At 40.6% G+C, this 22,991-nt stretch carries 21 protein-coding genes; 10 read left to right on the top strand and 11 right to left on the bottom strand.

Annotated features, from left to right (window positions below; genetic code table 11):
• Positions 1–24 precede the first annotated feature (24 nt).
• Both KXV15_RS11190 and KXV15_RS11185 read right to left on the bottom strand, forming a co-directional pair.
• Complete coding sequence (locus tag KXV15_RS11190; protein ID WP_240008269.1) at positions 25–1,083, bottom strand: hypothetical protein; 1,059 nt, start codon at positions 1,081–1,083, stop codon at positions 25–27.
• A gap of 32 nt (positions 1,084–1,115) precedes the next feature.
• On the bottom strand, positions 1,116–1,802 hold the full coding sequence (locus tag KXV15_RS11185) for a VIT1/CCC1 transporter family protein (RefSeq protein WP_240008268.1): 687 nt from the start codon (positions 1,800–1,802) through the stop codon (positions 1,116–1,118).
• Positions 1,803–1,999: 197 nt separating this feature from the next.
• On the opposite strand from KXV15_RS11185, the gene KXV15_RS11180 reads away from it, so the two are divergent.
• Complete coding sequence (locus KXV15_RS11180) at positions 2,000–2,206, top strand: cold-shock protein (RefSeq protein WP_240008267.1); 207 nt, start codon at positions 2,000–2,002, stop codon at positions 2,204–2,206.
• An 8-nt stretch (positions 2,207–2,214) separates the two neighbouring features.
• Here KXV15_RS11180 and bla read toward each other — a convergent pair whose 3' ends face one another.
• A complete protein-coding gene (gene bla, locus KXV15_RS11175) occupies positions 2,215–3,138 on the bottom strand; it encodes a class A beta-lactamase (protein ID WP_240008266.1) in 924 nt (307 codons plus the stop codon).
• A 99-nt stretch (positions 3,139–3,237) separates the two neighbouring features.
• On the opposite strand from bla, the gene KXV15_RS11170 reads away from it, so the two are divergent.
• A complete protein-coding gene (locus tag KXV15_RS11170; protein ID WP_240008265.1) occupies positions 3,238–5,319 on the top strand; it encodes a dienelactone hydrolase family protein in 2,082 nt (693 codons plus the stop codon).
• A 40-nt stretch (positions 5,320–5,359) separates the two neighbouring features.
• On the opposite strand, the gene KXV15_RS11165 is transcribed toward KXV15_RS11170, so the two are convergent.
• Both KXV15_RS11165 and KXV15_RS11160 read right to left on the bottom strand, forming a co-directional pair.
• Positions 5,360–5,800 (bottom strand): hypothetical protein, encoded by a 441-nt coding sequence (locus tag KXV15_RS11165; RefSeq protein ID WP_240008264.1) that lies wholly within the window; start codon positions 5,798–5,800, stop codon positions 5,360–5,362.
• Between the two features lie 157 nt (positions 5,801–5,957).
• The gene (locus KXV15_RS11160) at positions 5,958–6,356 is read right to left on the bottom strand and encodes a hypothetical protein (RefSeq protein WP_240008263.1); all 399 of its coding nucleotides are present in this window, start codon (positions 6,354–6,356) and stop codon (positions 5,958–5,960) included.
• 597 nt (positions 6,357–6,953) lie between these two features.
• On the opposite strand from KXV15_RS11160, the gene argC reads away from it, so the two are divergent.
• Positions 6,954–8,003 (top strand): N-acetyl-gamma-glutamyl-phosphate reductase, encoded by a 1,050-nt coding sequence (gene argC, locus KXV15_RS11155; protein WP_240008262.1) that lies wholly within the window; start codon positions 6,954–6,956, stop codon positions 8,001–8,003.
• Between the two features lie 29 nt (positions 8,004–8,032).
• Positions 8,033–9,976, top strand: a complete 1,944-nt coding sequence (locus tag KXV15_RS11150) for a ring-infected erythrocyte surface antigen domain-containing protein (RefSeq protein WP_240008261.1) — start codon at positions 8,033–8,035, stop codon at positions 9,974–9,976.
• Here the strand turns inward: KXV15_RS11150 and KXV15_RS11145 are convergent.
• The 4 genes from KXV15_RS11145 to yajC are packed head-to-tail and all read right to left on the bottom strand — an operon-like array spanning position 9,973 to position 13,661.
• A complete protein-coding gene (locus KXV15_RS11145) occupies positions 9,973–10,605 on the bottom strand; it encodes a hypothetical protein (RefSeq protein WP_240008260.1) in 633 nt (210 codons plus the stop codon). The genes KXV15_RS11150 and KXV15_RS11145 overlap by 4 nt on opposite strands.
• Positions 10,606–10,619: 14 nt before the next feature.
• Complete coding sequence (gene secF / locus KXV15_RS11140; RefSeq protein ID WP_240008259.1) at positions 10,620–11,648, bottom strand: protein translocase subunit SecF; 1,029 nt, start codon at positions 11,646–11,648, stop codon at positions 10,620–10,622.
• An 8-nt stretch (positions 11,649–11,656) separates the two neighbouring features.
• Positions 11,657–13,297 (bottom strand): protein translocase subunit SecD, encoded by a 1,641-nt coding sequence (gene secD, locus KXV15_RS11135; protein ID WP_240008258.1) that lies wholly within the window; start codon positions 13,295–13,297, stop codon positions 11,657–11,659.
• Positions 13,298–13,313: 16 nt separating this feature from the next.
• Complete coding sequence (yajC, locus tag KXV15_RS11130; protein WP_240008257.1) at positions 13,314–13,661, bottom strand: preprotein translocase subunit YajC; 348 nt, start codon at positions 13,659–13,661, stop codon at positions 13,314–13,316.
• A 448-nt stretch (positions 13,662–14,109) separates the two neighbouring features.
• On the opposite strand from yajC, the gene KXV15_RS11125 reads away from it, so the two are divergent.
• The 5 genes from KXV15_RS11125 (at position 14,110) to KXV15_RS11105 (ending at position 18,512) form a co-directional block, all read left to right on the top strand.
• On the top strand, positions 14,110–14,784 hold the full coding sequence (locus KXV15_RS11125; RefSeq protein ID WP_240008256.1) for a glutathione S-transferase family protein: 675 nt from the start codon (positions 14,110–14,112) through the stop codon (positions 14,782–14,784).
• Between the two features lie 7 nt (positions 14,785–14,791).
• Positions 14,792–15,829, top strand: coding sequence for a tRNA epoxyqueuosine(34) reductase QueG (gene queG / locus KXV15_RS11120; protein ID WP_240008255.1), 1,038 nt, complete (start codon positions 14,792–14,794; stop codon positions 15,827–15,829).
• Entirely contained in the window at positions 15,826–16,563 is a 738-nt protein-coding gene (gene mtgA, locus KXV15_RS11115; protein ID WP_240008254.1) for a monofunctional biosynthetic peptidoglycan transglycosylase, read from the top strand. The genes queG and mtgA overlap by 4 nt, the downstream gene beginning before the upstream one ends.
• Positions 16,564–16,635: 72 nt before the next feature.
• Positions 16,636–17,610, top strand: a complete 975-nt coding sequence (locus KXV15_RS11110) for an ABC transporter permease (RefSeq protein ID WP_240008253.1) — start codon at positions 16,636–16,638, stop codon at positions 17,608–17,610.
• On the top strand, positions 17,607–18,512 hold the full coding sequence (locus KXV15_RS11105; protein ID WP_240008252.1) for an ABC transporter permease subunit: 906 nt from the start codon (positions 17,607–17,609) through the stop codon (positions 18,510–18,512). Before KXV15_RS11110 ends, KXV15_RS11105 begins: the two co-directional genes overlap by 4 nt.
• Here KXV15_RS11105 and KXV15_RS11100 read toward each other — a convergent pair whose 3' ends face one another.
• A complete protein-coding gene (locus tag KXV15_RS11100; protein ID WP_240008251.1) occupies positions 18,513–19,055 on the bottom strand; it encodes a hypothetical protein in 543 nt (180 codons plus the stop codon).
• A gap of 91 nt (positions 19,056–19,146) precedes the next feature.
• On the opposite strand from KXV15_RS11100, the gene KXV15_RS11095 reads away from it, so the two are divergent.
• Entirely contained in the window at positions 19,147–20,772 is a 1,626-nt protein-coding gene (locus KXV15_RS11095) for a peptide ABC transporter substrate-binding protein (RefSeq protein ID WP_240008250.1), read from the top strand.
• 32 nt (positions 20,773–20,804) lie between these two features.
• Here the strand turns inward: KXV15_RS11095 and KXV15_RS11090 are convergent, their stop codons facing one another.
• Positions 20,805–22,874 (bottom strand): alpha/beta hydrolase family protein, encoded by a 2,070-nt coding sequence (locus tag KXV15_RS11090; RefSeq protein WP_240008249.1) that lies wholly within the window; start codon positions 22,872–22,874, stop codon positions 20,805–20,807.
• Positions 22,875–22,991 lie beyond the last annotated feature (117 nt).

Genomic DNA, 22,991 nt, shown 5'->3' with positions numbered 1-22,991 from the left:
ATGACCTATGTTTTTTGGATTAAGTTATTCCTCAACCAGCCATTTATTGCATTTCCATGTATTATGAATGCCTTTGGGCAAGCCATCTTTTTCCTTACCAACCCAACCAGTATTTAACGCGATTTTTGTGCGCCTTGCAAAGGCATTCGCCTGCCAGCGACCTGATTGCCCTTGGGCAATTCTTGAACGCACATAAGTAAAGTTTAGCAATTGCGCCTGCTCATCACTAAGGCCATGTTTAATGACCGCACACCATGATTTAATGTTATAATTACATTGCGCCGCATTTACGCCTTGATAAATACCGCCACAAAGCCCCGAATACCAACGAATAATGCTATATTGTGCGGCTTTGCGCTTTTCCACATTTTGGGAAGAATATATTTTATTTATTGCGGTTACATCATCGGGCTTAAGGAAATAATTCTGATCATTATATTTCAAAAAGCCTTGTTGAATTGCAACATCAATACCCCATTTTACTTTTAGTGGTGTAATGTCATCACCAAATAGCGCCTTAAATTTTGGCGTCATTTCGATTAAATAATCTGAAAAAACGTCAACTTGGGTTTGTCGCATTTTAAGGCTGTTGAACAACGCCTCATATTCTGCGGCAATTGTCGGATTTAGCTTATTATCAGGGGTATGTGCCGCAAGAATTTTATCCTTACAGCTTTGCGGCGTTGGTGTAATTAAACAATCATCGGCAAATGCAACTGCGCCATAATTCGGCATTAATTGTGCGACTTCGGCTTTGAATGATGCCTCATCGGGAAACTGTGCCTTATAGCCGTTCATAAGCTGTTGCAACGAGTTTTGCCCATAATTCCATTGCAAAACCCCAACCGAAAGGGTTTGTGCATCAAAATTACCCACAGGTGTCGCCCAACACCCCATAGTTTCATAAAGCGATGTATCCCAAAGTGCTTGAAAAACTTCTTTTCGTTCAAAATTGATTGCTTTTAATGCTTCTAGCCTATCGAAACGCATTGTAATTTGTGGGTCATCGGCAACTTTTAAACAATCTGCCTTTGCCAAGTTCGGCAAGAAAAACGCCATAATCAAGAGCCAAAAATATCGCATTGCCCTGCCCCACATTCATTAAAATTTATGATTTACAGATTTGTTCCGAATAATTTACCGATGCTTGCGGTTACAATAAGCGCAAGCGCGCCCCAAAAAGTAACCCTAATAACGGATTTCATTATATTGGCGCCACCGGCACGCGCACCAACAACCCCCAAGAGCGCCAAAAAGATAATTGATGACAATGAAACCGCCCAAACCGAATATTCACGCGGCGATAACAAAATCACCAAAATTGGCAAAACAGCACCCGCCGCAAAAGTTAGTGCCGAGGCAATCGCCGCCTGTACTGGCTTTGCGCTTAGATGTTCACTTATCCCAAGTTCGTCACGCGAATGTGCCTCTAGTGCATTGTTTTTCATCAATTCTTCGGCAACCGAAAGCGCCAATTCAGGGCTTAGGCCGCGTTTGATATAAATATCCTGAAGCTCTTTCTTTTCGGCATCAGGGAAATTTTCCAATTCATATTTCTCACGCTCTAAATCAGCATTTTCCGTATCTAATTGCGAACTAACGGAAACATATTCGCCCGCCGCCATTGATAATGCGCCGGCAACCAATGCCGCAATGCCGGTAAAAAAAATCGCGGGCTTTGTCGCATTTGTTGCCGCAATGCCAGCAATAAGGGATGCCGTAGAGATAATGCCATCATTTGCGCCAAGCACCGCAGCACGAAGCCAGCCAACCCGATCGATAAAATGAATTTCTTTTTTCAAAAGAACATCCTCACGCTATTATCCCAAATTTAACTGTGTAAAACAATTTTTTGCGATTGGCAAAAACAATATTTTCGGCTAGTTGAAACAATATTACTACTACCCCTCGTGGGTAGGACTTCCAATACTTAGCATTTCTTATTTCTTATGCGTGCTATTTTTTTGGTTCGCGTAATGTTTTTATAAGGAATGATACTATGATTACTGGAACAGTTAAATTTTTCAACACTGACAAAGGCTATGGCTTTATCGCACCTGAAGGTGGCGGCAATGACGCATTTGTTCACATTTCTGCTGTTGAGCGCGCTGGTCTTCGCACTTTGAACAAAGATCAAAAAGTTTCTTATGAACTTGAAACTGACAGACGCGGCAAAACCTCTGCTGTCAATTTGCAAGTTGCATAATAACTCAATTACTTTTTGATAAATCGGGCTGCTATTTCGGCAGCCCTTTTTAATATGTCTTGATCCTCATCTCTTATGTCATCATAATATTTATCAGATTCAAAATAAGAGGTGATAATCACCCGTTTCCCTTCGGGTGTGAACGCCAAAGCAACATCATTATAGCGGTTGGCATAACCTTCATTTATACCGGTTCCGGTTTTATCACCAACCACCCAATCAACTGGCAAGCCAGCACGCAAGCGTTTTAGACCGGTTTGTGTTTCCTTCATCCAGCCTGTCAAAAGATTATAATATTCATCGCCAACATATTCTTTCGTCAGGATTTTATCCAATGAATGCGCCATTGCGACCGGTGTTGTAGAATTTTCAATATCGCCTGGTTTGAAAACGTTCATCATTGGCTCAATGGCATCAAGCCTTGTGGTTTCATCGCCAATTTTACGAATTTTTTGCGTGAAGAATGATGGCCCACCAAAGTGATTTAATATCGCATTGGCGGCAATATTATCAGAGCTAATTTGTGCGGCTTTGGCGGCATCAACAATATTTATTTTTCCGTTTTTCAATGCGGCCTGCACAATCGGGGAATAAACTTTTAATCCCGTTGGATCTAATGGAACGATTAAATTTTTATCGAGGCGCCCTGCATTGATTTCATTAAATACAAATGCCGCAAGCGGAAGTTTAAAAGTCGAGCACATGGCAAATCGTTCATCAATACGATGCCCTATATATTTACCGCTTTGGGTATCAAGAATACAAATGCCAAGCCGGCCACCACTTGATTTTTCAAGCGCGGCAAATGCATCGGTCAATTCCTTATATTCGTTTTTATCGACACCAATATCATGATTGATTTTCGCGCATGATGATATCAATGTAACGCCCAAAAGCCCAACAAATTCGCGGCGATTATTATTTAAACGCATTTTGCCCCCTGAAAACAATTTAATGGCATAATAAGATAATTATTTATTTTGGCTATATTTAATACTTGGCAAAATTGCGGCAATTGTTAAGATGCCATTATGAAAAAAACACATCACGATTTTCCGAAAGAGATTTTGTCACTTTTTGATAAATTTGTTCACGGTGACATTGACCGCCGTGGTTTTATCGAAGGTGCGGGCAAATTTGCGATTTCTGCAAGTGTTGCAAGCGGCTATTTAGCCAGTCTTGTTCCTGATTTTGCCAATGCACAGAAAATTGCCCCAAATCACCCTGATTTATGGATAGAACGAATTAGAATCCCATCAAAATCAGGTTCTGGTGTTATTAATGCCTATCTTGCGCGCCCTAAAAACCTGTCAATTTTTGACAAACTACCTGTCATTATTGTTTGCCATGAAAATCGTGGTCTTAATCCACATATCGAAGATATAACACGCCGTATCGCCCTTAATGGCTATATTGCAATTGCGCCCGACGCCCTTACGGCTCTTGGCGGCTATCCCGGCAATGAAGACAAGGCGCGCGAATTATTTGCAAAACTTGACCAAAATAAAATTCGTGAAGATTTCTTGGCCGCTGTTAAATTTGCCGATATTACCGAACATGGGAATGACAAAGTTGGCGTGATTGGCTTCTGCTGGGGTGGTGGTATGGCAAATTATCTTGCCGCCAATAGTAATAAAGTTAATGCCGCAATTGCATTTTATGGCGCACCCCCACCACTAGAAAAAGTTCCTAATATCAAAGGCAAATTATTATTGCACTTTGCCCAAGATGACGAACGCTTTAATGCAATGTGGCCGGATTATGAAAAAGCACTAAAAGCAAATCATAAAGACTATGTTGCATTTGTTTATCCCAATACTGTGCATGGGTTTAATAACGACACAACGCCACGTTACAATGAAAAAATGGCTAATCTTGCATGGAATCGGTCCATGAATTTTTTCAATAATTTACTTAAAAAAAAAGTGACCACTAATATAGAAATAACGAATGCCTTTGAAACCGCACTTGCCGCAAATGAAATAAAAGGTGGCGCATATGCGTTGTTTGAAGGTAATAAAATCGTCTTTAAAGGCGCATTTGGAACGGGGCGCGGTGATGCCCAACTTACCACAAAAACCAAAGTTCGGGTTGCATCAATTTCAAAACTTGTGACCGCATTCTGCGCATGGAAACTGGCATCAGAAAAGCGTTTTGATCTTGATGGCGATATTTCAAAATATCTGGGCTTTAAATTACGTAACCCCCATTTTCCCGATGCGATTATAAGTGCGCGTCATATTTTATCGCATTCATCATCAATTCGTGACGATGGTGAAAATTATCGTGGCGTAATCGGCGAAACCCTCGAAAGCTTCTTTACGCCAAACAACCCAAATTGGGTTGATGGCAACCATTTTTCCGACAAGCCAATTGGTTATTTTTGTTATTCAAATCTTGGGCTAGGTCTAATTGCGCAATGTATTGAGAATATATCAGGGCAGCGTTTTGATATATATGCCCATGATAATATCATTAAACCAATGGGCATGGATTGCGGTTTTAATTGGTCATTGGTGTCTGATGAAGATGTCAAAAACTCATCCCCCCTATTCCGTCGCCTTGGTAACGATAGTTTCTGGACCGTGCAAACCGATGGCGACCCAATTTCAAAACCAAGGCCAATTGTAAACACAAAAGATAATCTTGAGCTAAAAGATTATAAAATTGGCACCAATGGTCTAATTCTTGGTCCACAGGGTGGACTACGTGCCAATATTGAAAACCTTGCCACCATTGGGCAGGTTATATTGGGTGCCACCCCATTCTTTGACGATGGTTTAAGAACAAATGTCCTGAAAGACGTTTGGAAATTTGATGGCGCAAATGCCGAAAAAGATTCCGAACTTATAACCGACTATGCAACCGGTGTTGGGCATATAAAGCCAGATGACAGATGCCCAATCCAAGGTCTTAAAACCACTTTATACGGTCATTACGGTGAGGCATACGGGCTTTTGGCGGGTGTATGGGTTGATACCACAAGCCAAAAAGGCTTTGCATGGTTTATTAACTCAAGCCTTGAGACACCGCAAAAAGGTGGAAATTCTGGCCTATATGCAATCGAAGAAACCATGATGAATGCGGCAGCTAGGGATTTGTCATTGATATAGAAGTTAAGGTATGAGTATTTAAATAAGGCTCTTCAGAAATTTATTGCCTACCACGTAAATCGATAGTCTCTTTGTTTAAACCTACAACGTTGTTTATGTTTTTACATCGTTCCCAGTCAAACAATCTGCTTGCGCTTGCATCAATGGGTAGCTCTGCCCCATTATTTGTTACTTTCTTAATTCTGATATTGTCTTTTGTATAAGTCATAGTGAAAATTGCAGGACCGCCAGAAGTTAGGCTTAAGTATCCGCCAGTGTCATTACCATTTATTTTTTTTAGCAATAGGCGATTTTTTTCGTTCCCACTTTTATCTTTCATTACTACAGAATTCCCTTCAATATACAAAAGGTAATCCCCTGTGCAGCCTTCAGATTTAATCGCCCAAACCCCTTGTAAATATCCAAAATCAGCCTTTTTGTTGCATGAAGACAAGCTATATGATGCAGCAATTATTATAATTATACTTAGTTTTTTGAACATCAGGTTAGGAATCCTTAAAGTGATTTTTAGATTGAAAATCTATCCAGTAGGTATATTAAGAAAAATTAAACCAATGGTTTAAAACAGGGAAAAGATATGGATTAAATAATTAAGGTTACGAATATCCCTTAATTTGTTATTTCTATGGTTGTCTTTTTTATCTTTCGCTGCAACGTTTCCAAATATCCCCTTGTCCAGTTTTCTCCATTTCCTCACCAGAAGTTTCAATTCCCTTCTCTTTATATTTTGTCATTTTGATTACATTTTTTGTATATTCATAAGTAACAACAATATCACCATCGTTACCAGTTAAAATAAAGCTGCCCTTTTCATTGTTTCCTCTAATAATACCCATATTTTGCGGTTTATGAGTCCACGGGTCGGTAACGGAAATGCCTTTTATAGTGTATAACAAATCACCATTACATTCGCTCGGGGCTTTAGCCCATATACCGTCAAGGGAATTGAACTTTTTTTCATCTATTTGGTTTTCACAAGAAGAAATAAATAATGTTAAAGGAAACAACAACAAAGTCTTTTTTATGTATGCTTTCATTATGACAACATCCTTTGATAATGGTATAAAATAGCGTAATGTAAAATAATAACTTAAAGTTAAAATAGACCAAACAACTAAACGGAGGCATGATGTGAATTAAATACGTCATAGTGTATTGTTATTTTTCATGTTTTACACCTTCAATTTAACCATAGCTAACCCCTTCACCCCTTCGGGGGGCTTCCCCGCAAGGGATAAACAATACAACTATCACCGCCGCAAACTTTACCCTTATAATGTTTTTATAAACCCCGATGTTTGAATATTAAATATCAGGAAATGTCAGGGTTTTGGGGAATGCGCATTTTATCATAATGGCGAATTGCACTTTCCCGATGTCAACAAATGTCAACATTTTGAGCGCTGTTAAAATAAACGCCAATAATAGGATTAAGCTATTGATTTACATTCATTTTATCAAAAATAAACATTGTTACAAATTGTTCAAAACGCATAATTGATGGATAATTATGATTTTTCGCTGGCTTCATTTGGTTTTATAAGAAAAATTAGATGACTTTTTGATTTTTTGCTTTAAAAGCGCGGATACTTGTTCACTATAATTATGACAAGATAATTGATTAGGTTATTGAAATGACAAAGAATATTTATAATGCGGTGGTTTTAGGTGCGTCTGGTTATACTGGTGCAGAAACTATCCGACTTATTGATGGTCACCCTAATCTACGACTTCACTCTTTGACAGCGAACCAACAAGCTGGCAAAAGCTTTGGTGAGCTTTATGCACATTTGCATAAATATGCCGATTTCCCGCTACTTAAGGCCGAAGATGTTAAGTGGGATGATGTTGATGTTGCCTTTGGTTGCTTACCACATGGCGCAAGTGAGGAATTATTATCTGAACTTCCTGCACACGTAAAAGTGATTGATTTATCGGCTGATTTCCGCCTAAGAAGCCCTGAAACTTATGCAAAAACCTATGGGCGCGAACATCTGCATAAAGAAAAAACCATTAATGCGGTTTATGGTCTAACCGAATTTGCGCGCGATGAATTGAAAAAAGCACCGCCGATTGTTGCCTGCCCTGGTTGTTATCCAACCGCAACCCTATTGGCATTAAAACCATTAGTATTACAGAATTTAATTCACGCCGATGATTTAATCATTGATGCCAAATCGGGTGTATCTGGTGCGGGCCGTTCGTTAAAGCAATCAAACCTATTCTGTGAAATTGCCGAAAGCATGTATGCATATGGCGTTGGCAAGCACCGTCACGCCCCAGAAATTGAGCAAGAATTAGGTATTGCGGCGGGAAAAGAAGTTATTGTCAACTTTACGCCCCACCTTATCCCAATGACTCGTGGTGAGTTAGTAACAACCTATGTTAAAATGAAAGACGGCGTTTCAATTAATGATCTGCGTCAGGCATTTGAAACACAATTTAAGGATGAACTATTTGTTCGCCTTGCCAAAGCCGGCGCGTCACCTGATACGCGTTGGGTTAAGGGGACAAATAATTGCGTAATTCAAGTTTTTGAAGACAGAATTCCGGGGCGTGCAATCGTCATTTCCGTAATTGATAATTTAATCAAAGGTTCAGGCGGACAGGCAGTTCAAAACTTCAATGTTGTATTTGGTCTTCCAGAAGATGCGGGCTTGACGGCTGCACCACTTTTTCCGTAAGATAAGGAAAAGGTGCAGACGTTTTGACCATGGGTAAAAAACTACTTGAATTCAACATTCCCCACCCTCTGCCAGAGGATTATGATCCAATTCTTGGCCGAAGTGTTGGTGAAGTTCGCAACCCGAATTCAAGCGCACCCGTGGCGACAGCACCCAATAACGACAATGTTAAGAGTTCGGTTTTTGATGACCCAGAACTTGATTTTGCGTATCAAAGTCCAATCAAAGAAGAACTTCCACAACTTAGTGCCGAAGATATTGCAATCATTCTGGATGAAAAACCAGAAAGTGATGCAATTGTTGATCTTCAAGAACCAACTGAAGAAAATGGTATCTTCACAGAAGCTGATGAAACTGCAATAGTTTCCGAAGAAGAATTTGTTGAAACAAATCAGGATGATGCGGAAACAACCGCATTACCCCAATCAGAAATCTTATCAGATGATGTTGAGCTTGATCCAGAAATCACACCGTTTGAAACGATGGATGGCGCCGCCAATGAGGCAATTGACCAAGCAGAGGAAGAAAACAATCTTTCTGAGCGTTGGCGTTTGTCAGATGATGAATTGCTAGAAGAGAAAAAAGAAGAAATCATTGCGAACGCACCAGAAAGTATTTTGGAAAGCATTCCCGAAAGCGCCCCTGAAAACACCACAGAAGACGCCGCAGAAGACGCCGAAGATGACACAACAGTAAATGTTACTGAAAGCGACAATGAGGAAACTCAAGAGCAAAATTCAGAGCCGGTTGTTGATGAAACAACAGATGAAAAAACCTCTGATGATGTTGTAACTGCGCCCGAAACCGCTGAAGCTGAAACTGAAGAGTTAAAAGAAGAAACTGCATCTTCTGACGAACCCGTTGCAATTAGTGATGAAGTTGAAACTTTAACTCAAACTGATGCAATTGAAGAAACCACTGAAAACGAAATAGAAATTGAGCATAATCAGGTTGAAGAAACCAGTGCGCAACCTGCCCAATCCGAAGCCGAACCAGCGGTTAAAGCGACAAGTGCATTATTCAATGAGCCAATTTTAGTCCCTCCTCCACAGCCAAAAAAACGCAGGCCAAAAGGAAAGAAACGCCGCAAGGTTAAAATAGCAAATGAGATTGCGCTTATGGGCGGCGTTTTCTTTAGCGGCATGGCAATTTTATTATTGATTTCAACACTTGCCGCCCCACTTGGAAGGCCGTTTTCTGATATTGCTTCATATGGCATTATCTGGAGTGGTTTTGCATTAATTGGTGCCGCAATATGGGCATATCTTCGTAATTGGCAAATGGCGATTGCTTCTTTGCTTTGCCTATTGGGCTTTGTTGTCAACATTGTTCCAACCCTTGGTGACGCACCAATTGGTGGCACTGGTGAAACCAATATTGTTGGTTGGGCAAATGTTGAAAATTCACCCAAGGCATTGCAAAGCTTCGTAACCCAAGGCGAAAAGAATGGCGCAACCCTTTTGATTGTTGCGGGTGCAAATAAACTTATTGCCGGCGACATACCAAATTGGACAGTTATTCAGGTTCCGATTGCAAATGACCCGACTTCTTTGGCCGTTCTTGCCAAAGAAAATTGGCGCGCTGTTACCCTTCCTGGTGAACCTACAATGGCACGCCCAATGGATAACAGCCTAACCGTTATTGGCGTTAACCCAAGCCTTGGTGCACCAAAAGAAAATGCAATTATCAATCGTGCCGCAAACCGTATGGGTGATCAGGAGACTGCGGTTCTTACTGTTGGTGATTTTGGTCTTGTGCCATGGGATAGAACCATGAAAGACTTCACCAAAACTTCTGGTGCAAAGCGTGTAAGATGTGGCGGTATTTTGGGGACAACCTATAACCAAGGTTTATTGAATATTGCCACAGACCACGCCTTTGGTTTTAATGCCAAAATCCAATCATGCGACATTGGTGATAACTTACCGCAAAGCCACCACAAGCCGCTTTTTGTAAAAGTGTTGAAACACTAAAGCTTGGAAAATAATCTACCGGTGAATAGCTTAAACTGCGCAATGAGGCCAAGTTTTCGCGCTGGTTCATTATGAATATCGTTGAATGACTTACTATTTTTGGTCAAACGTAGGAATAGCAAATCATTGATATATTTGCCCCTCTCTTCCGGTGGCAGCACCGCAATTCCGGAATTAATTGACGCAAGCAAATTATCATTTTTTGCAAAGTCACCATTGATGGCATTTATTACCATTTGTGCACAACGATTGGCAAAGTCACCAGAGTGATCACAAATTTTTGCCGATAGAGTAAAATAGTTTTGCCATACCTGTAACCGCCCTAGGGCATTATCAGAAAGGTATGTATAGTGCGCATCCAAATAGGAAAGCAAAGTGTCTTTATTGCATATACTCAATAAAGCAAACAATGCCTGTGACGCATCATCAAAAGGTTTTGAATTGGGATATTGTGAAATTAAATCCGCCCAAAACTGCAAGCGAAATTGCGCCATTTCACCAGAGCGCATGTGGATTGACCAAATTTCTGTATCAAAAATAACAAGTGCGCAAAGAGCTTCGCGATATTTCTCATCACAATAAGCACAGGCAGAACCACGACGTGGATCTTTATCCTGTGCATATTGCAATAAAGAATGCCTCACTATGGTCTGTCGTCCACAATCTTTTCGGGCTTATCAATTTTGTTGCGCGGTATCAAAAGACTGAAAGGCGCAGCAACATAAATCGATGAATAAGTACCGATAATAACACCAAAAATCATTGCAATTGTGAATGATTGAATTGTGGTACCGCCAATCACAGTAAGACCAACAAGCGCAAGCAATGTCGTCATACCAGTGATAATGGTTCTTGAAAGTGTTTCATTGGTTGAAAGGTCAATCAATTGTGCCATTGGCATTTTTTTGAACTTACGCATATTTTCACGCAAACGGTCATAGACAACGACCGTATCGTTCATTGAATAACCAATAATCGTTAGAATTGCCGCAATTGATGTCAAAGAGAACTCCAGCCTTGTTACCGACATAAATCCAAGGGTTAGGATAACGTCGTGTAAAAGTGCGGCAACCGAACCCACACCCATTTGTAACTCAAAGCGGAACCAAATAAACACAAGCATAAAGCTAATGGCGGCAACCAAAGCCATAATACCGTTTTGATAAAGTTCGCCAGAAACTTTTGAGCCCACAAAACTTGCCGGAGGGAAAGTAGTACCAGGATATTTTTGCGAAATTGCGTCACGCACAATTTTCGTTGTGCGCTCCATATCTTCGTGATCAGCAAGGTAACGAACCATGACCTGATTTGGTTTATCAAAGCCCTGAACCTGTGGGTCACGGATTGGCAAATGGTGTAGTTCGCTTCTTAAATCTGCAATATCGATTGCTTTTGGTGCAACCGCCTCAACCAGAATACCACCTTTAAAGTCGATACCAAGGTTGAAAGCATCTGCAAACACTGCACTAGTTTTTTGTCCAAAATTACCCTGTGCCGCATTAAAAGTTTCAACCGGATTTTTTCTAAAGCCACCAGTTGCAAAAGATACAAAAGACAAGATTACCAAAAGAATTGAAATACTTGCCGCAAGGCGCGCAAAATGCACAAACTCAAAATGCGTTTGCTTTGGAACCAGTCGGATTAAAGGCCATTTAGATGATGTTTTCATCATTCACTCGCTTAAATAGGAAGTACGGTTGGTTTGGTGCGGCGATACCATAAGGCAATCAAAACCTGCGTAACCAAAACCGCAGTAAATACTGAAGTTAAAATACCCAAAGACAATGTCCATGCAAAACCACGGACAGGGCCTGAACCGAAATAGAACAAAATAATTGCAGCCAATAACGATGTTACGTGCGCATCAATAATTGTCATAACCGCGCGGCTGAAACCGGCATCAAGTGCCATTGCAACCGAACGTCCTGCTGCATACTCTTCACGCATACGTTCATAAATAAGAACGTTGGCATCCACGGCCATACCAAGTGTTAATACCAAACCGGCAATACCTGGTAATGTTAAAGTTGCGCCAAAAGTACCCATGCCTGCAAAAATCAATATTACGTTTACACCAAGCGCAATGATTGAGAAGCCACCAAAAGTGAAGCCATATGCAAGCAACATAAAGACAACAACAAAGGCCAAAGCAATAATACCCGCTTTTGCGCCCGCATTAACGGCATCTTGCCCCAATTCCGCACCAACAGAGCGTTGTTCAAGAATTTTCAACGGCGCAGGCAATGCACCTGCACGCAAAAGGGTTGATAGTTCTGAAGCTGATTCAAGGGTAAAGTTACCAGTAATTTGACCTGAACCGCCTGGAATAGGCTCTTGAATATTTGGCGCAGAAATTACTTTGTTATCAAGAACAATCGCAAATCTTTTGCCAACATTATCGGTTGTAACGCGACCAAATATTTTTGAACCCGCGCTATCAAGACGGAATGAAACCACCCAATTACCAGAGTTTTGATCTTGGTTTGGACGCGCATCGGTTAAGTTTTCGCCGCCCAATGTCGCACGACTTTTAACAAGAACATATGGCTCTTCAGGACGGCTAGGTTGTGGTAATAATACAGAACCCGGTGGGATACGACCCGCCATTGCTTCTTGCATTGAAACACTTTCATCAACCATTTGGAAAGTAAGCTTTGCAGTCTGACCAATCAATGATTTTAATTTTTCTGGATCCGATTCACCAGGTGCCTGCACAACGATACGATCATTACCTTGGCGCGTGATTGAAGGCTCTTTGGTGCCGGTTTCGTCAATACGACGACGTACAACTTCGATTGATTGCGCAACTGCACGGCGTTCCATCGAAACCATTGCTTCTGGTGAAAGATTAACGCTGATTGTTGTACCATTAGATGTAACAATCAAATCCTTTAAAGCACTTACCCCATTTGCATCAGTAATAGGCTGCCCAAGTGTAGTGATTCTACGAACCGCCTCTGTAACGTCTGACGGATTAGTCATTGTTACTTTTGCTGTTAATCCATCTGGCGAAACGCCACGACCACTAAAAGCAAGGGCAGGAAGTTTGGTTTTGCTACCTTCAACATTGCCCCGCAATACACCAACCATATCATCCGAAACGGCATCGATACGCTGTTTATAAATGGCGTTCTTGTCCACCTCAAACAAAAGGTGCGAACCGCCTTGCAGGTCAAGACCAAGGTTAATTGCCGAATGTGGCAGAAATTTTGGTAATTTGTTACGTGCATCCTCACTTAGGGTATTTGGAAACGCCCAAATAATTCCAAGAATAGTAACAATGACTACCGTCCAGATGCGCCAGGGAGGTAAGTTTATCAACGTACTGTTTCCTTTGTTATTTCACGTCATTTGCAGGGGTTTCAGTGCGCACTTCTGAAATAGTTCCACGCACTACTTTAACCACAACATTTGGTGCAATTTCCACAGAAACGTCAACATCGCCCAAAGCTTTTACCTTGCCAATAAATCCGCCCGAAGTAACAACGGTATCGCCTTTTTTAAGCTCTGAAAGCATTTTTTGGTGCTGCTTCATGCGTTGTTGTTGTGGACGGATAAGAAGGAAATAAAACACAACCATCACCGCAATAATCGGCAAGAAATTCATTAAAATATCTGACGGACCCGCAGCAGGTGCGGCTTGTGCAAGAACATTCATAGTAGCTATTGCTGGTAAAAGAGACATTATTTCCTCATGAAAATTAAATTTTTAAAAAGACTGTTGCTTAAATAGATACGAAACACCAAAATCTCAATGGTTATGCACACATTTGTGCATTAATATATACCTCACGGCTAATTCGGGGCATTTGCTGAACGCAAATGCTGTTCCCTCATGCCTCCGGTGGGGCGCGCGACTCCGCGCGGCACTCAGTCGTGCTTGCGCTTCGCTTAAGTTTATACCTCACGGCTAATTCAGGGCATTTGCTGAACGCAAATGCTGTTCCCTCATGCCTCCGGTGGGGCGCGCGACTCCGCGCGGCACTAAGGCGTGCTTGCGCTTCGCTTAGGTTTATACCTCACGATTATGCTATGCGTATTTTTTATCGCGACATCAAACCATATGTGATTTCCATTTTGCACGTAATAGATATAAAATAAAATATTAACCAACTTTGGGCAAAAGACCTTTTATGATAATTCTCCACACCCGTACATTTGATCCTTTATCAAGGGCGATGAAAATCGCATTGGGTGAAAAACACGTGAATTTTCATACTATTGAAGTTCCATTGGGTGGGGTATCTCCCGAATTACTTGCGGTGGACAAACGTGGAAGAACGCCTGTTTTAATTGATGATTTGTGGGGCAATGGCGCAATCATTCCAGACGCTATGGCAGGCTTTGAGTATTTAGAAGACATAATCCCAACTCCTCCCCTATTCCCTTCAGGCCCCCTAGAAAGGGCAAAGATTCGCGTTAAGGCTCAAGAATTTAATTCTGATTTCAAACCCATTCTTGAATTGGCGTTGGCTGAAAAAGTTGATAAATACATAAATCGTAATTCATACCCAGACACGGGTGTTTTGCGGCAAATTCGTGATAAAATTCGCGATTATCTTGGCGCAATCGACAGCCATACAGCAAAATCACAATGGCTTGCCGGGGAGCGTTTATCCCTTGTTGATTTGATTGCGGCATCACAAATATCGATATTGGATTATCTTGATTTAATTGACTGGAGTAGGTTTGAAAATGCCAAAAACTACTACCAAAACTTTAAGCAACGCCCTAGTTTTGCTATCATTCTTGGTGAAAGGCTGTTATCGTTCCCACCGCCTTCACATTATGCTTCACTAGATTTTTAAGGTTCTGATGTCACTTAGCGCGAATTCAATAAAACAACTTGCCATCGAAAATGGCTTTGACGTTGCGCGAATTTGTGACGCAAGAAAAGAGTGGGAAAGCGGCGCACATTTAAAACAGTTTGTTGAAAACAATTACCATGGCACTATGCAATGGTTTGAAACCACACTCGAAAGACGAAGTCACCCAAACGCGATGTGGGACGGCGCAATAAGTGCTGTAATGCTTGGGGTTAATTATGCCCCTGCATCAAATCCACTAGATAAGCTATCACAAAAAGCAAATGCGAATATTTCATCATATGCACAAAACAATGATTATCACGACGTAATCAAAAAGCGCCTTAAAGCTCTTGCAGGAATATTGCACAAGAAATCAGGTGCCGAAGTTAAAGTGTTTGTTGATACTGCCCCATTGATGGAAAAACCGCTTGCTGCGCGTGCTGGGATTGGTTGGCAAGGAAAGCATACAAATCTTGTTTCGCGTGAATTTGGCTCATACTTATTTCTTGGCTCGATATTAATTGCGACAGAGCTTGAATATGACACACACGAAAGCAATCATTGCGGTAATTGTTCTTCATGTGTTGATATTTGTCCAACAAAGGCGATTATTGCCCCTTACAAAATTGATGCGCGCCTTTGTATTTCATATCTTACAATTGAATATGACGGGGTAATTCCTGATGAATTAATGGCAAAAATGGGCAACCGTATTTATGGCTGCGATGATTGCCTTGCCGTATGCCCATGGAATAAGTTTGCCGTCCCAACAAGTGATGAGAACTTTTTGCCACGCGAAGGTTTTGAAAGTTCGTCAATTGCTGACATGCTTGTTCCAGATGATGCCGCCTTTCGCGAAAAATTCCGTAAAAGCCCGATAAAGAGGATTGGATTTAATAAATATTTGCGTAATCTGTTAATTGCAGCAGGTAATTCAGAAAACAAAACCCTTTTAAAATATGCAAAAAACTATTTAAATTCAGAAAATGCCGGCATAAAGGCATCCGCCCAATTTGCAATAAACCAATTAGAAAAACAAAAATGAACCAACCTGATTTTACACCAACACCGCCTTTAGAAACCTTAAAGCGCAAGAAAAGAAAGACTGGACTATTTGGGTGGATTGGTAAGTTAATTATTGGCTTTGTTGCATTCTCTGTTTTGTGGGTATTAGTTTATATGATTGTTCCCGCCCCGTTTACTACACTAATGATACAAAGGGCAATTGAAGGTAACAAAATAAGCTACCATCCAATAAGTCTGTCAAAAATCAATCGAAATCTTGTAGATTCGGTAATTGCCTCAGAGGATGCCCGTTTTTGTCATCACTATGGATTTGAGTTAGATGCAATGCAAAAAGCATACAAAGCCAATAAAAGAGGCAAGAAGCTTCGTGGTGCATCAACAATATCGCAACAAACCTCTAAGAACCTTTTTTTATGGCCGTCACGTTCATACATACGTAAAGGTTTTGAAGCAGGATTTACAGTATTAACCGAAACCATTTGGACCAAAAGACGCATAATGGAAATGTATCTGAACGTTGCCGAAATGGGCGATGGTGTTTTTGGTGCAGAAGCTGCATCGCTTTATTATTTCAATAAACACGCAAAAGATCTTACGCCATATGAAGCGGCACGGATTGCAGCAATTCTGCCTAGCCCACAAAAATACCGCGTTAACTCCCCTGGGCCATATGTTCAAAGGCGTGCATACGCGATTGCACGTGGTGCAAATACAGTTCGTGATAGTGGGCTTGATAGCTGCATTTACAAATAAACACACCTTTATCTAACAATCTTGCACAAATTCAATTGACTAAGCAATGATTTTATAAAATTGTATGCAAAAATGAAAAATGGGCTTCCACTAGTGGCACATTTGGGGGATTTTTCTATGCTGTCATTCGCGCTTAAACGATTGTTGGTCGCAATACCAACGATGTTTATTATTATCGCTATGGCTTTCTTTTTAATGCGTCTTGCACCCGGCAGCCCATTTGATTCTGAGCGCGCAATGTCGCCAGAAATTCGTCAATTGGTTATGCAGCATTACGGCCTAGACAAGCCCTTATTTGCACAATTTTTCGAATATATAAAAGGGCTTTTCGTTTTTGATCTAGGACCAAGCCTTATTTATAAGAATCAAAATGTTTCAGATATTATTGGCAATGGCTTTCCGGTCTCTATTACAATAGGTATATTTGCCCTAAGCCTTGCAATATTTATTGGGGTTCCTCTTGGCCTGATTGCCGCATTAAACCAAAATAAGATTCAAGATTATTCGGTAATGGCAGTGGCAATGGCGGGTATATGTGTCCCTACATTTGTTACTGGCCCTCTATTGGCATTATTTTTTGGTGTTAAACTTGGGTGGCTGCCAACTGCTGGTCTTGATCTCGGTGAAATGACTTTTGAGACCTTATTATTACCTGTTGTTACCCTATCATTGCCACAGATTGCAATTATTTCACGCCTTGTACGTTCAAGCACAATCGAAGTATTAAGTTCAAACTTTATACGAACCGCACGTGCAAAAGGGCTTCCTGATTCTGTTGTTTTGGTAAAACATGCATTGCGCGCATCTTTATTACCTTTGGTCTCGTATCTTGGTCCTGCGTGCGCTGGTTTAATAACAGGGTCGGTTGTCATCGAAAATGTATTCCAACTTCCAGGCATTGGGCGTAACTTTGTTACATCCGCGTTACAGCGCGACTATCCAGTGGTTATGGCAGTTGTTATTCTTTATGCCTCTCTAATAATTATCCTAAACCTTATAGCCGATATTATTTACGGCATGCTTGACCCGAAAGTGACCTACGAATGAGCATGATTGCAACCCCAAAGGAAAAAGCGCAATTGCTTGAAAAATCGGCTATTTTAGGTCGATCATTGTGGGACGATGCGCTTGCAAGACTTATGAAAAACAAGGCTGCTGTGATTTCGATGTACGTCTTGGGGGCATTGGTAATACTTGCGCTTTTTGGTCCATTGTTCTGGGTCAATAAATATGATGAAATTTTTGACGACATGGTTCTGGTTGGGCCTAGTCTTAAAAACATGTTTATTTTCGGTGGCGATCCACAAGGGCGTGATTTATTCATAAGGCTTTTATATGGCCTTCGGGTATCACTGGCTGTTGGTGTTGTTGCAACATTTGTATCGCTAACAATTGGTGTATTATGGGGTGCAACCGCCGGATATATTGGTGGCAAAGTTGATCAGATTATGATGCGTATTGTTGATATTCTTTACGCATTACCATTCATATTTTTCGTGATAATTTTGATGGTAGTTTTTGGTCGCAATATCATTTTAATTTTTGTGGCAATTGGTGCGGTTGAATGGCTTACAATGGCACGTATTGTTCGCGGGCAAACACTTTCTTTACGCAAAAAAGAATTTATTGAAGCTGCGCAAGCTGCCGGCCTTAGCACTTATCAAATAATCACACGCCATATTGTGCCAAACCTACTTGGACCTGTTGTAGTATATGTAACACTTACAATACCTGCGGTAATACTAACCGAAAGCTTCTTAAGCTTTTTAGGGCTTGGGGTTCAAGAACCCCTCACCTCTTTGGGAAATTTGATTTCCAACGGTGCGCGTGAAATGGAAATTGCACCGTGGTTGCTATTTTTTCCTGCGGTAACAATGATGATTACATTGTTTTGCCTTAACTTTATTGGCGATGGCCTTCGTGACGCAATCGACCCTAAAGATCGGTAATTATTCAACGCGCTTTACACGATAGCCTTTTTTGCTGCCTTGTAAGCTAAGAATATATGAACCAAAACTAGCGCGTTGTATTGTACCATTTGCTGGAAGCGATTTAAAATAATCAATTGTTTCACTATCGATAACTTGCCAGATTTGTCCATTATCGAAATATACTTTGGGCTTTGCACCGTCATCAAACTTGGTAACAAGCATTACAACCTTGTCACCCTCATCATTCTTGGCATTTTCCTTAACGATTTTCAATTTTGAAAATGACGGGATTGAAAAACCAAATGCCTCTTTTTTCAACTGCTGCATTTTTGGGGCATCAATTGCCACTAATTCAGCTTTTTCTTCTTTAACCTTTATCCCAGCAACAACATCATCATAGCATTTTAGGCGCATAGCATCGTCTTTTTGCGTGGCACATTGATAAAGTGGTTGCAAAGGCGTTTGAGCATCATTTTGCGCATATACTGCATTTGGCAGACCAAAATTTGCCAATAGAACTAAAAATGCAGCTTTTTTCAATCTTGTAAATTTTATATTCATAATTTTTTAGCCTTGATAGTGGTTCATGAGATTCATATCTTAATCATGAATAAATTCAAATTAATTTATTAGCATTACCGAGATTGATATAATGAGCGCCAACAGACGGATTTATAATAAATTACTTGCTGCAACCTGTTTGACATTATTTTTAAGTGGCGGGCTTGGCGCATGCAGCAAAAAAAATGAGCAAAGTGGCGACAAAATAATACATTTTGGCAATAGCGGCGAACCTAAAAGCCTTGATCCTTATGTCGCAACCGGGACATGGGAACATCAAATAATTTCTGATATGCTTGAAGGCTTAACAACTTCGACTGCGGATGGAAAAACAATCAGCGGTATGGCAACTTCTTGGACTACAAGCCCTGACGGCTTGGTCTGGACCTTTAAGTTACGCGATGCAAAATGGTCAGACGGGGTTCCTGTAACAGCGGATGATTTTGTTTATGGTTGGCAACGCCTATTAACAATGAAACCACCAACACAATATGCATCAATGTTGTTTTTAGTAAAAAATGCAGAACAGGTTTTTGACGGAAAATTACCAAAAGATGCACTTGGCATCAAAGCGATTGACCCCAAAACCGTTCAAGTTACCCTCGAACATCCTGCAAGCTATTTATTAGACTTTTTAACCCATCCAATTAGCTATCCAGTTCCCAAACATGTTGTCGAAAAATACGGTGATAGCTGGATAAACCCAGAGCATATTGTTGTAAATGGTGCTTTTAAACTAGAACAATGGTCACCAAACGACTTTATTTACATTTCCAAAAACCCTAAATATTATGATGCAAAAAATGTTTGCCTTGATGGGGTTTATTTTTACCCCACCCAAGATGACATTGCTGCCGAGCGTCAGGTAAAAACAGATAGACTTGACATACATACCAACTTTGGCGGCTCCAGACGTGAAGAAATAGATAGAACCATGCCAGGTTATGCAAGGATTTCTGATTACAACTCAATAACCTATTATATCTTCAATATCAAAAAGAAGCCTTTTAACGACCCGAAAGTTCGCGAAGCATTATCACTTGCCATTGACCGTGAATTTATTACCAATGAAATTTTAAAAGGTGGACAAAGACCTGCGTATTCATTAGTTCCCAAAGGTATCTTTAATTATGATTTTGAAAAAGTGCACCAAGATTGGAAAGATTTGCCACGTGCGCAAAAATTAGAACTGGCACGTAAACTACTGAAAGAAGCAGGTTATGGCCCAGGACACCCATTGGATTTCACCTTTAGCTATCGTAATTCACGCGATAACCCAAGAATAGCGCCTGTTGTTCAACAAAACTGGCGCGACATTGGCCGCGATTGGGTAAATGTTCACATTGTTGGCAACGATGTTCAAATTAATTACGACAAAATGCAAAGAGGCGATTTTGAGGTTGGCGATGCCGGTTGGGTTGCTGATTTTAATGACGCACGCAACTTTTTATATGCTTTTGAAACATCAGCAGGTGAAATGAATTACGGCAAATATTCAAATCCAGACTTTGATACATATTTACGACAATCTGATTTTGAAAAAGATGCAAACAAACGCAAAGAACTAATTGAAAAAGCAGAGAAAATTGCACTTAAAGATAATGCATTTATTCCAATTTACTTCGATTCAAGTCGCAACCTAGTAAATCCAAACATAACAGGCTGGGCAGATAATCCAAACGATTACCACCGCTCAAGATATCTATGCATAAAATGAAAAAGCCCCCATTTCTGGGGGCTTTTTATTATTTACTGACCGCTTGGCGGCTTTTTCTTTACAGCGGACGATGAATCTGGTGCATCAAAATATTTTGAAATATTTCCGCAATCGTTTGCCATCCAATCCAACATCAAGTTCAAATAATACTCGCGTTGTACAGGGTATTGTTTAACCAAAGGGTGCGACATTCGCGGAATTTCAACATATTTAAAGTTAGGTTTATTCAAAGCCTTCATTTTAGCAGTTGCATCATGTGAATACATTGTATCAGCCTGACGATCATATTCACCATGATAAATTAGCCAAGGAATTTCCACTTCATCAAGATGTTTTTGAGGGTTCCATCCGTCAACGGTCCAACCTTGTACCTTACGTTGGATACGCCCCTCACCCCATTCATTAGTCCTTAGTTTATCAATATCAATTACAGGCGCACCTGAAATTGCGCATTGCCATAAGCCCTTAGAAGCGCCTCCAGAGCGAGCTGCAGCAGCAGATGCCGAGAAACCACCATAAGAGTAACCATACACCATCATACGGTTAGGGTCAGCAACACCTTGTGCAACTAGCCATTTCGCGGAATCATCAACGTCATCTTGCATTCCAAGACCCCATTGCTTGTCGCCATTTTTCCAATGTTGCAAGCCAAGTCCCTCAGAACCTCGATAATTCGGTTGGATAACCGCAAATCCGCGTGTTGCAAACATTTGTGCCCAATTAGAAAAATCCCAATCCCAATAATCGCGCGCCCAAGGTCCACCATGCGGCATAACAACCAAAGGTATAGTTCCATCTTTTGTTTTATCGTATCCAGGTGGGAGGTAAACAACGGATGGAATTTTATTTCCATCACGCGCAGGTATATCAACCCATTGAGCTGTTCCGAGATTTTTCATATCAAAATCTTTTAGAACACTACCAATCTTAATTAGATTTTTGCCATCTTTAAGCAAGAACCAAGTCGTTGGATATTGCGGCGCAGAGACCTTCACTAAAGTAGCTTTACCACCTTTTCTTGCAACAATAGATACATTTGTATTTGGGAATAATTTTTCTAATTTTGCCTGTAACCCTTTTAGAGTTGGGTCAGAATAAACGCAAACTTCTGCAGCCTCATCATAGCAATAACCGGCCACTATATCACCCAAAACTGGATCATCTTCATTAGCATCTTCAGATGGTTGCCAGAATACTACGCCAGATGCATCAAACTCAGTATTTTTGAAAAGCGTTTTTTCATACTTTTGGGTTGCGAAATCATACAATTTTATTTCTGCATAATTTGCTTCCTGGTTGGATATAACCCACGCCTTGGATGCATCATAATTAAGCTTGATAATACTTATTGTATGTCTCTCATGTATGTCATCTTTAAGAGGAAGTTGTTCTATCCAATCGCCGGAAGGATTTTTCCAATAAATGTGGTTAATCCAACTACCGCCTTCAGGTTTCAATTCAGATTTAGTTCTTAGTTCACCTTTAGAATCGACTCTGCCATATTCTTCGTAGTCACCGCCACGAGCAAGCCTTTCTTGGGTTCCTTTATAAATATTATATTTCACTAAATCTACTGTATAAGATTTTTCGTTAAAAACCTGAAATAATACGTTTTCCTTATCATTACCAAGTCGACTAACTAATCCAGCTTTGTTTGAAATTTCGCCCTGACTTCCAAATGGCTCAATAAACTTTTTGCCTTCAAGGTCTGTAATAGTATATTTGGCGTACCATTCTGAATTCGCTCCCATGGTAACAGGAGTAAGACCGGTTATCATAATACGATCATTTTTCAGGAATTGTACTGAATATATGGACATTGACGATGCGCCAATAGTTACCGGCGCCTTGGTCATGTCATCCGTTGACCAAACGGTCACAACATTTTGTCTATTACTGCCAAGTGTAACAGCCGCAACATGTTTTCCATCAGGTGAAATAACTACGCTACTCATAACTTGCAAATCAGCAATGTTACTAACAGGCAATGCAGGTGTGGAAGGTTTCCAAGGCTCTGCCATAGCTGGCAATCCATAAGAAACAAGGCCAACCGTAGCCAAACTAGTTAAGGTCATCAGAAAATTTTTCTTGAATTTTTGCATCAGCCACTCCAGAAAGCTCGTTCCAAAATATAAGAATAAATTAGGCTATTTCATTTTAAGAAATAATTTAGCCCAATATATATTCCATTTCTCGGATTTGAAAACATTTAAAAATTT

The organism is Pseudaquidulcibacter saccharophilus, from assembly GCF_019455445.1.
In the GTDB taxonomy this organism is placed as follows: Bacteria; Pseudomonadota; Alphaproteobacteria; order Caulobacterales; family Aquidulcibacteraceae; genus Pseudaquidulcibacter; species Pseudaquidulcibacter saccharophilus.
Note: the sequence above shows the minus strand (reverse complement) of the source record. Positions and strands in the feature narration are given on the sequence as shown.

Coding starts and splice junctions, on each gene's coding strand:
- KXV15_RS11190 (WP_240008269.1), bottom strand. CDS start 1,083: ATGCGATATTTTTGGCTCTTGATTATGGCGTTTTTCTTGCCGAACTTG.
- KXV15_RS11180 (WP_240008267.1), top strand. CDS start 2,000: ATGATTACTGGAACAGTTAAATTTTTCAACACTGACAAAGGCTATGGC.
- bla (WP_240008266.1), bottom strand. CDS start 3,138: ATGCGTTTAAATAATAATCGCCGCGAATTTGTTGGGCTTTTGGGCGTT.
- KXV15_RS11170 (WP_240008265.1), top strand. CDS start 3,238: ATGAAAAAAACACATCACGATTTTCCGAAAGAGATTTTGTCACTTTTT.
- KXV15_RS11165 (WP_240008264.1), bottom strand. CDS start 5,800: ATGTTCAAAAAACTAAGTATAATTATAATAATTGCTGCATCATATAGC.
- KXV15_RS11160 (WP_240008263.1), bottom strand. CDS start 6,356: ATGAAAGCATACATAAAAAAGACTTTGTTGTTGTTTCCTTTAACATTA.
- argC (WP_240008262.1), top strand. CDS start 6,954: ATGACAAAGAATATTTATAATGCGGTGGTTTTAGGTGCGTCTGGTTAT.
- KXV15_RS11150 (WP_240008261.1), top strand. CDS start 8,033: ATGGGTAAAAAACTACTTGAATTCAACATTCCCCACCCTCTGCCAGAG.
- secF (WP_240008259.1), bottom strand. CDS start 11,648: ATGATGAAAACATCATCTAAATGGCCTTTAATCCGACTGGTTCCAAAG.
- yajC (WP_240008257.1), bottom strand. CDS start 13,661: ATGTCTCTTTTACCAGCAATAGCTACTATGAATGTTCTTGCACAAGCC.
- KXV15_RS11125 (WP_240008256.1), top strand. CDS start 14,110: ATGATAATTCTCCACACCCGTACATTTGATCCTTTATCAAGGGCGATG.
- queG (WP_240008255.1), top strand. CDS start 14,792: ATGTCACTTAGCGCGAATTCAATAAAACAACTTGCCATCGAAAATGGC.
- mtgA (WP_240008254.1), top strand. CDS start 15,826: ATGAACCAACCTGATTTTACACCAACACCGCCTTTAGAAACCTTAAAG.
- KXV15_RS11110 (WP_240008253.1), top strand. CDS start 16,636: ATGAAAAATGGGCTTCCACTAGTGGCACATTTGGGGGATTTTTCTATG.
- KXV15_RS11105 (WP_240008252.1), top strand. CDS start 17,607: ATGAGCATGATTGCAACCCCAAAGGAAAAAGCGCAATTGCTTGAAAAA.
- KXV15_RS11100 (WP_240008251.1), bottom strand. CDS start 19,055: ATGAATATAAAATTTACAAGATTGAAAAAAGCTGCATTTTTAGTTCTA.
- KXV15_RS11095 (WP_240008250.1), top strand. CDS start 19,147: ATGAGCGCCAACAGACGGATTTATAATAAATTACTTGCTGCAACCTGT.
- KXV15_RS11090 (WP_240008249.1), bottom strand. CDS start 22,874: ATGCAAAAATTCAAGAAAAATTTTCTGATGACCTTAACTAGTTTGGCT.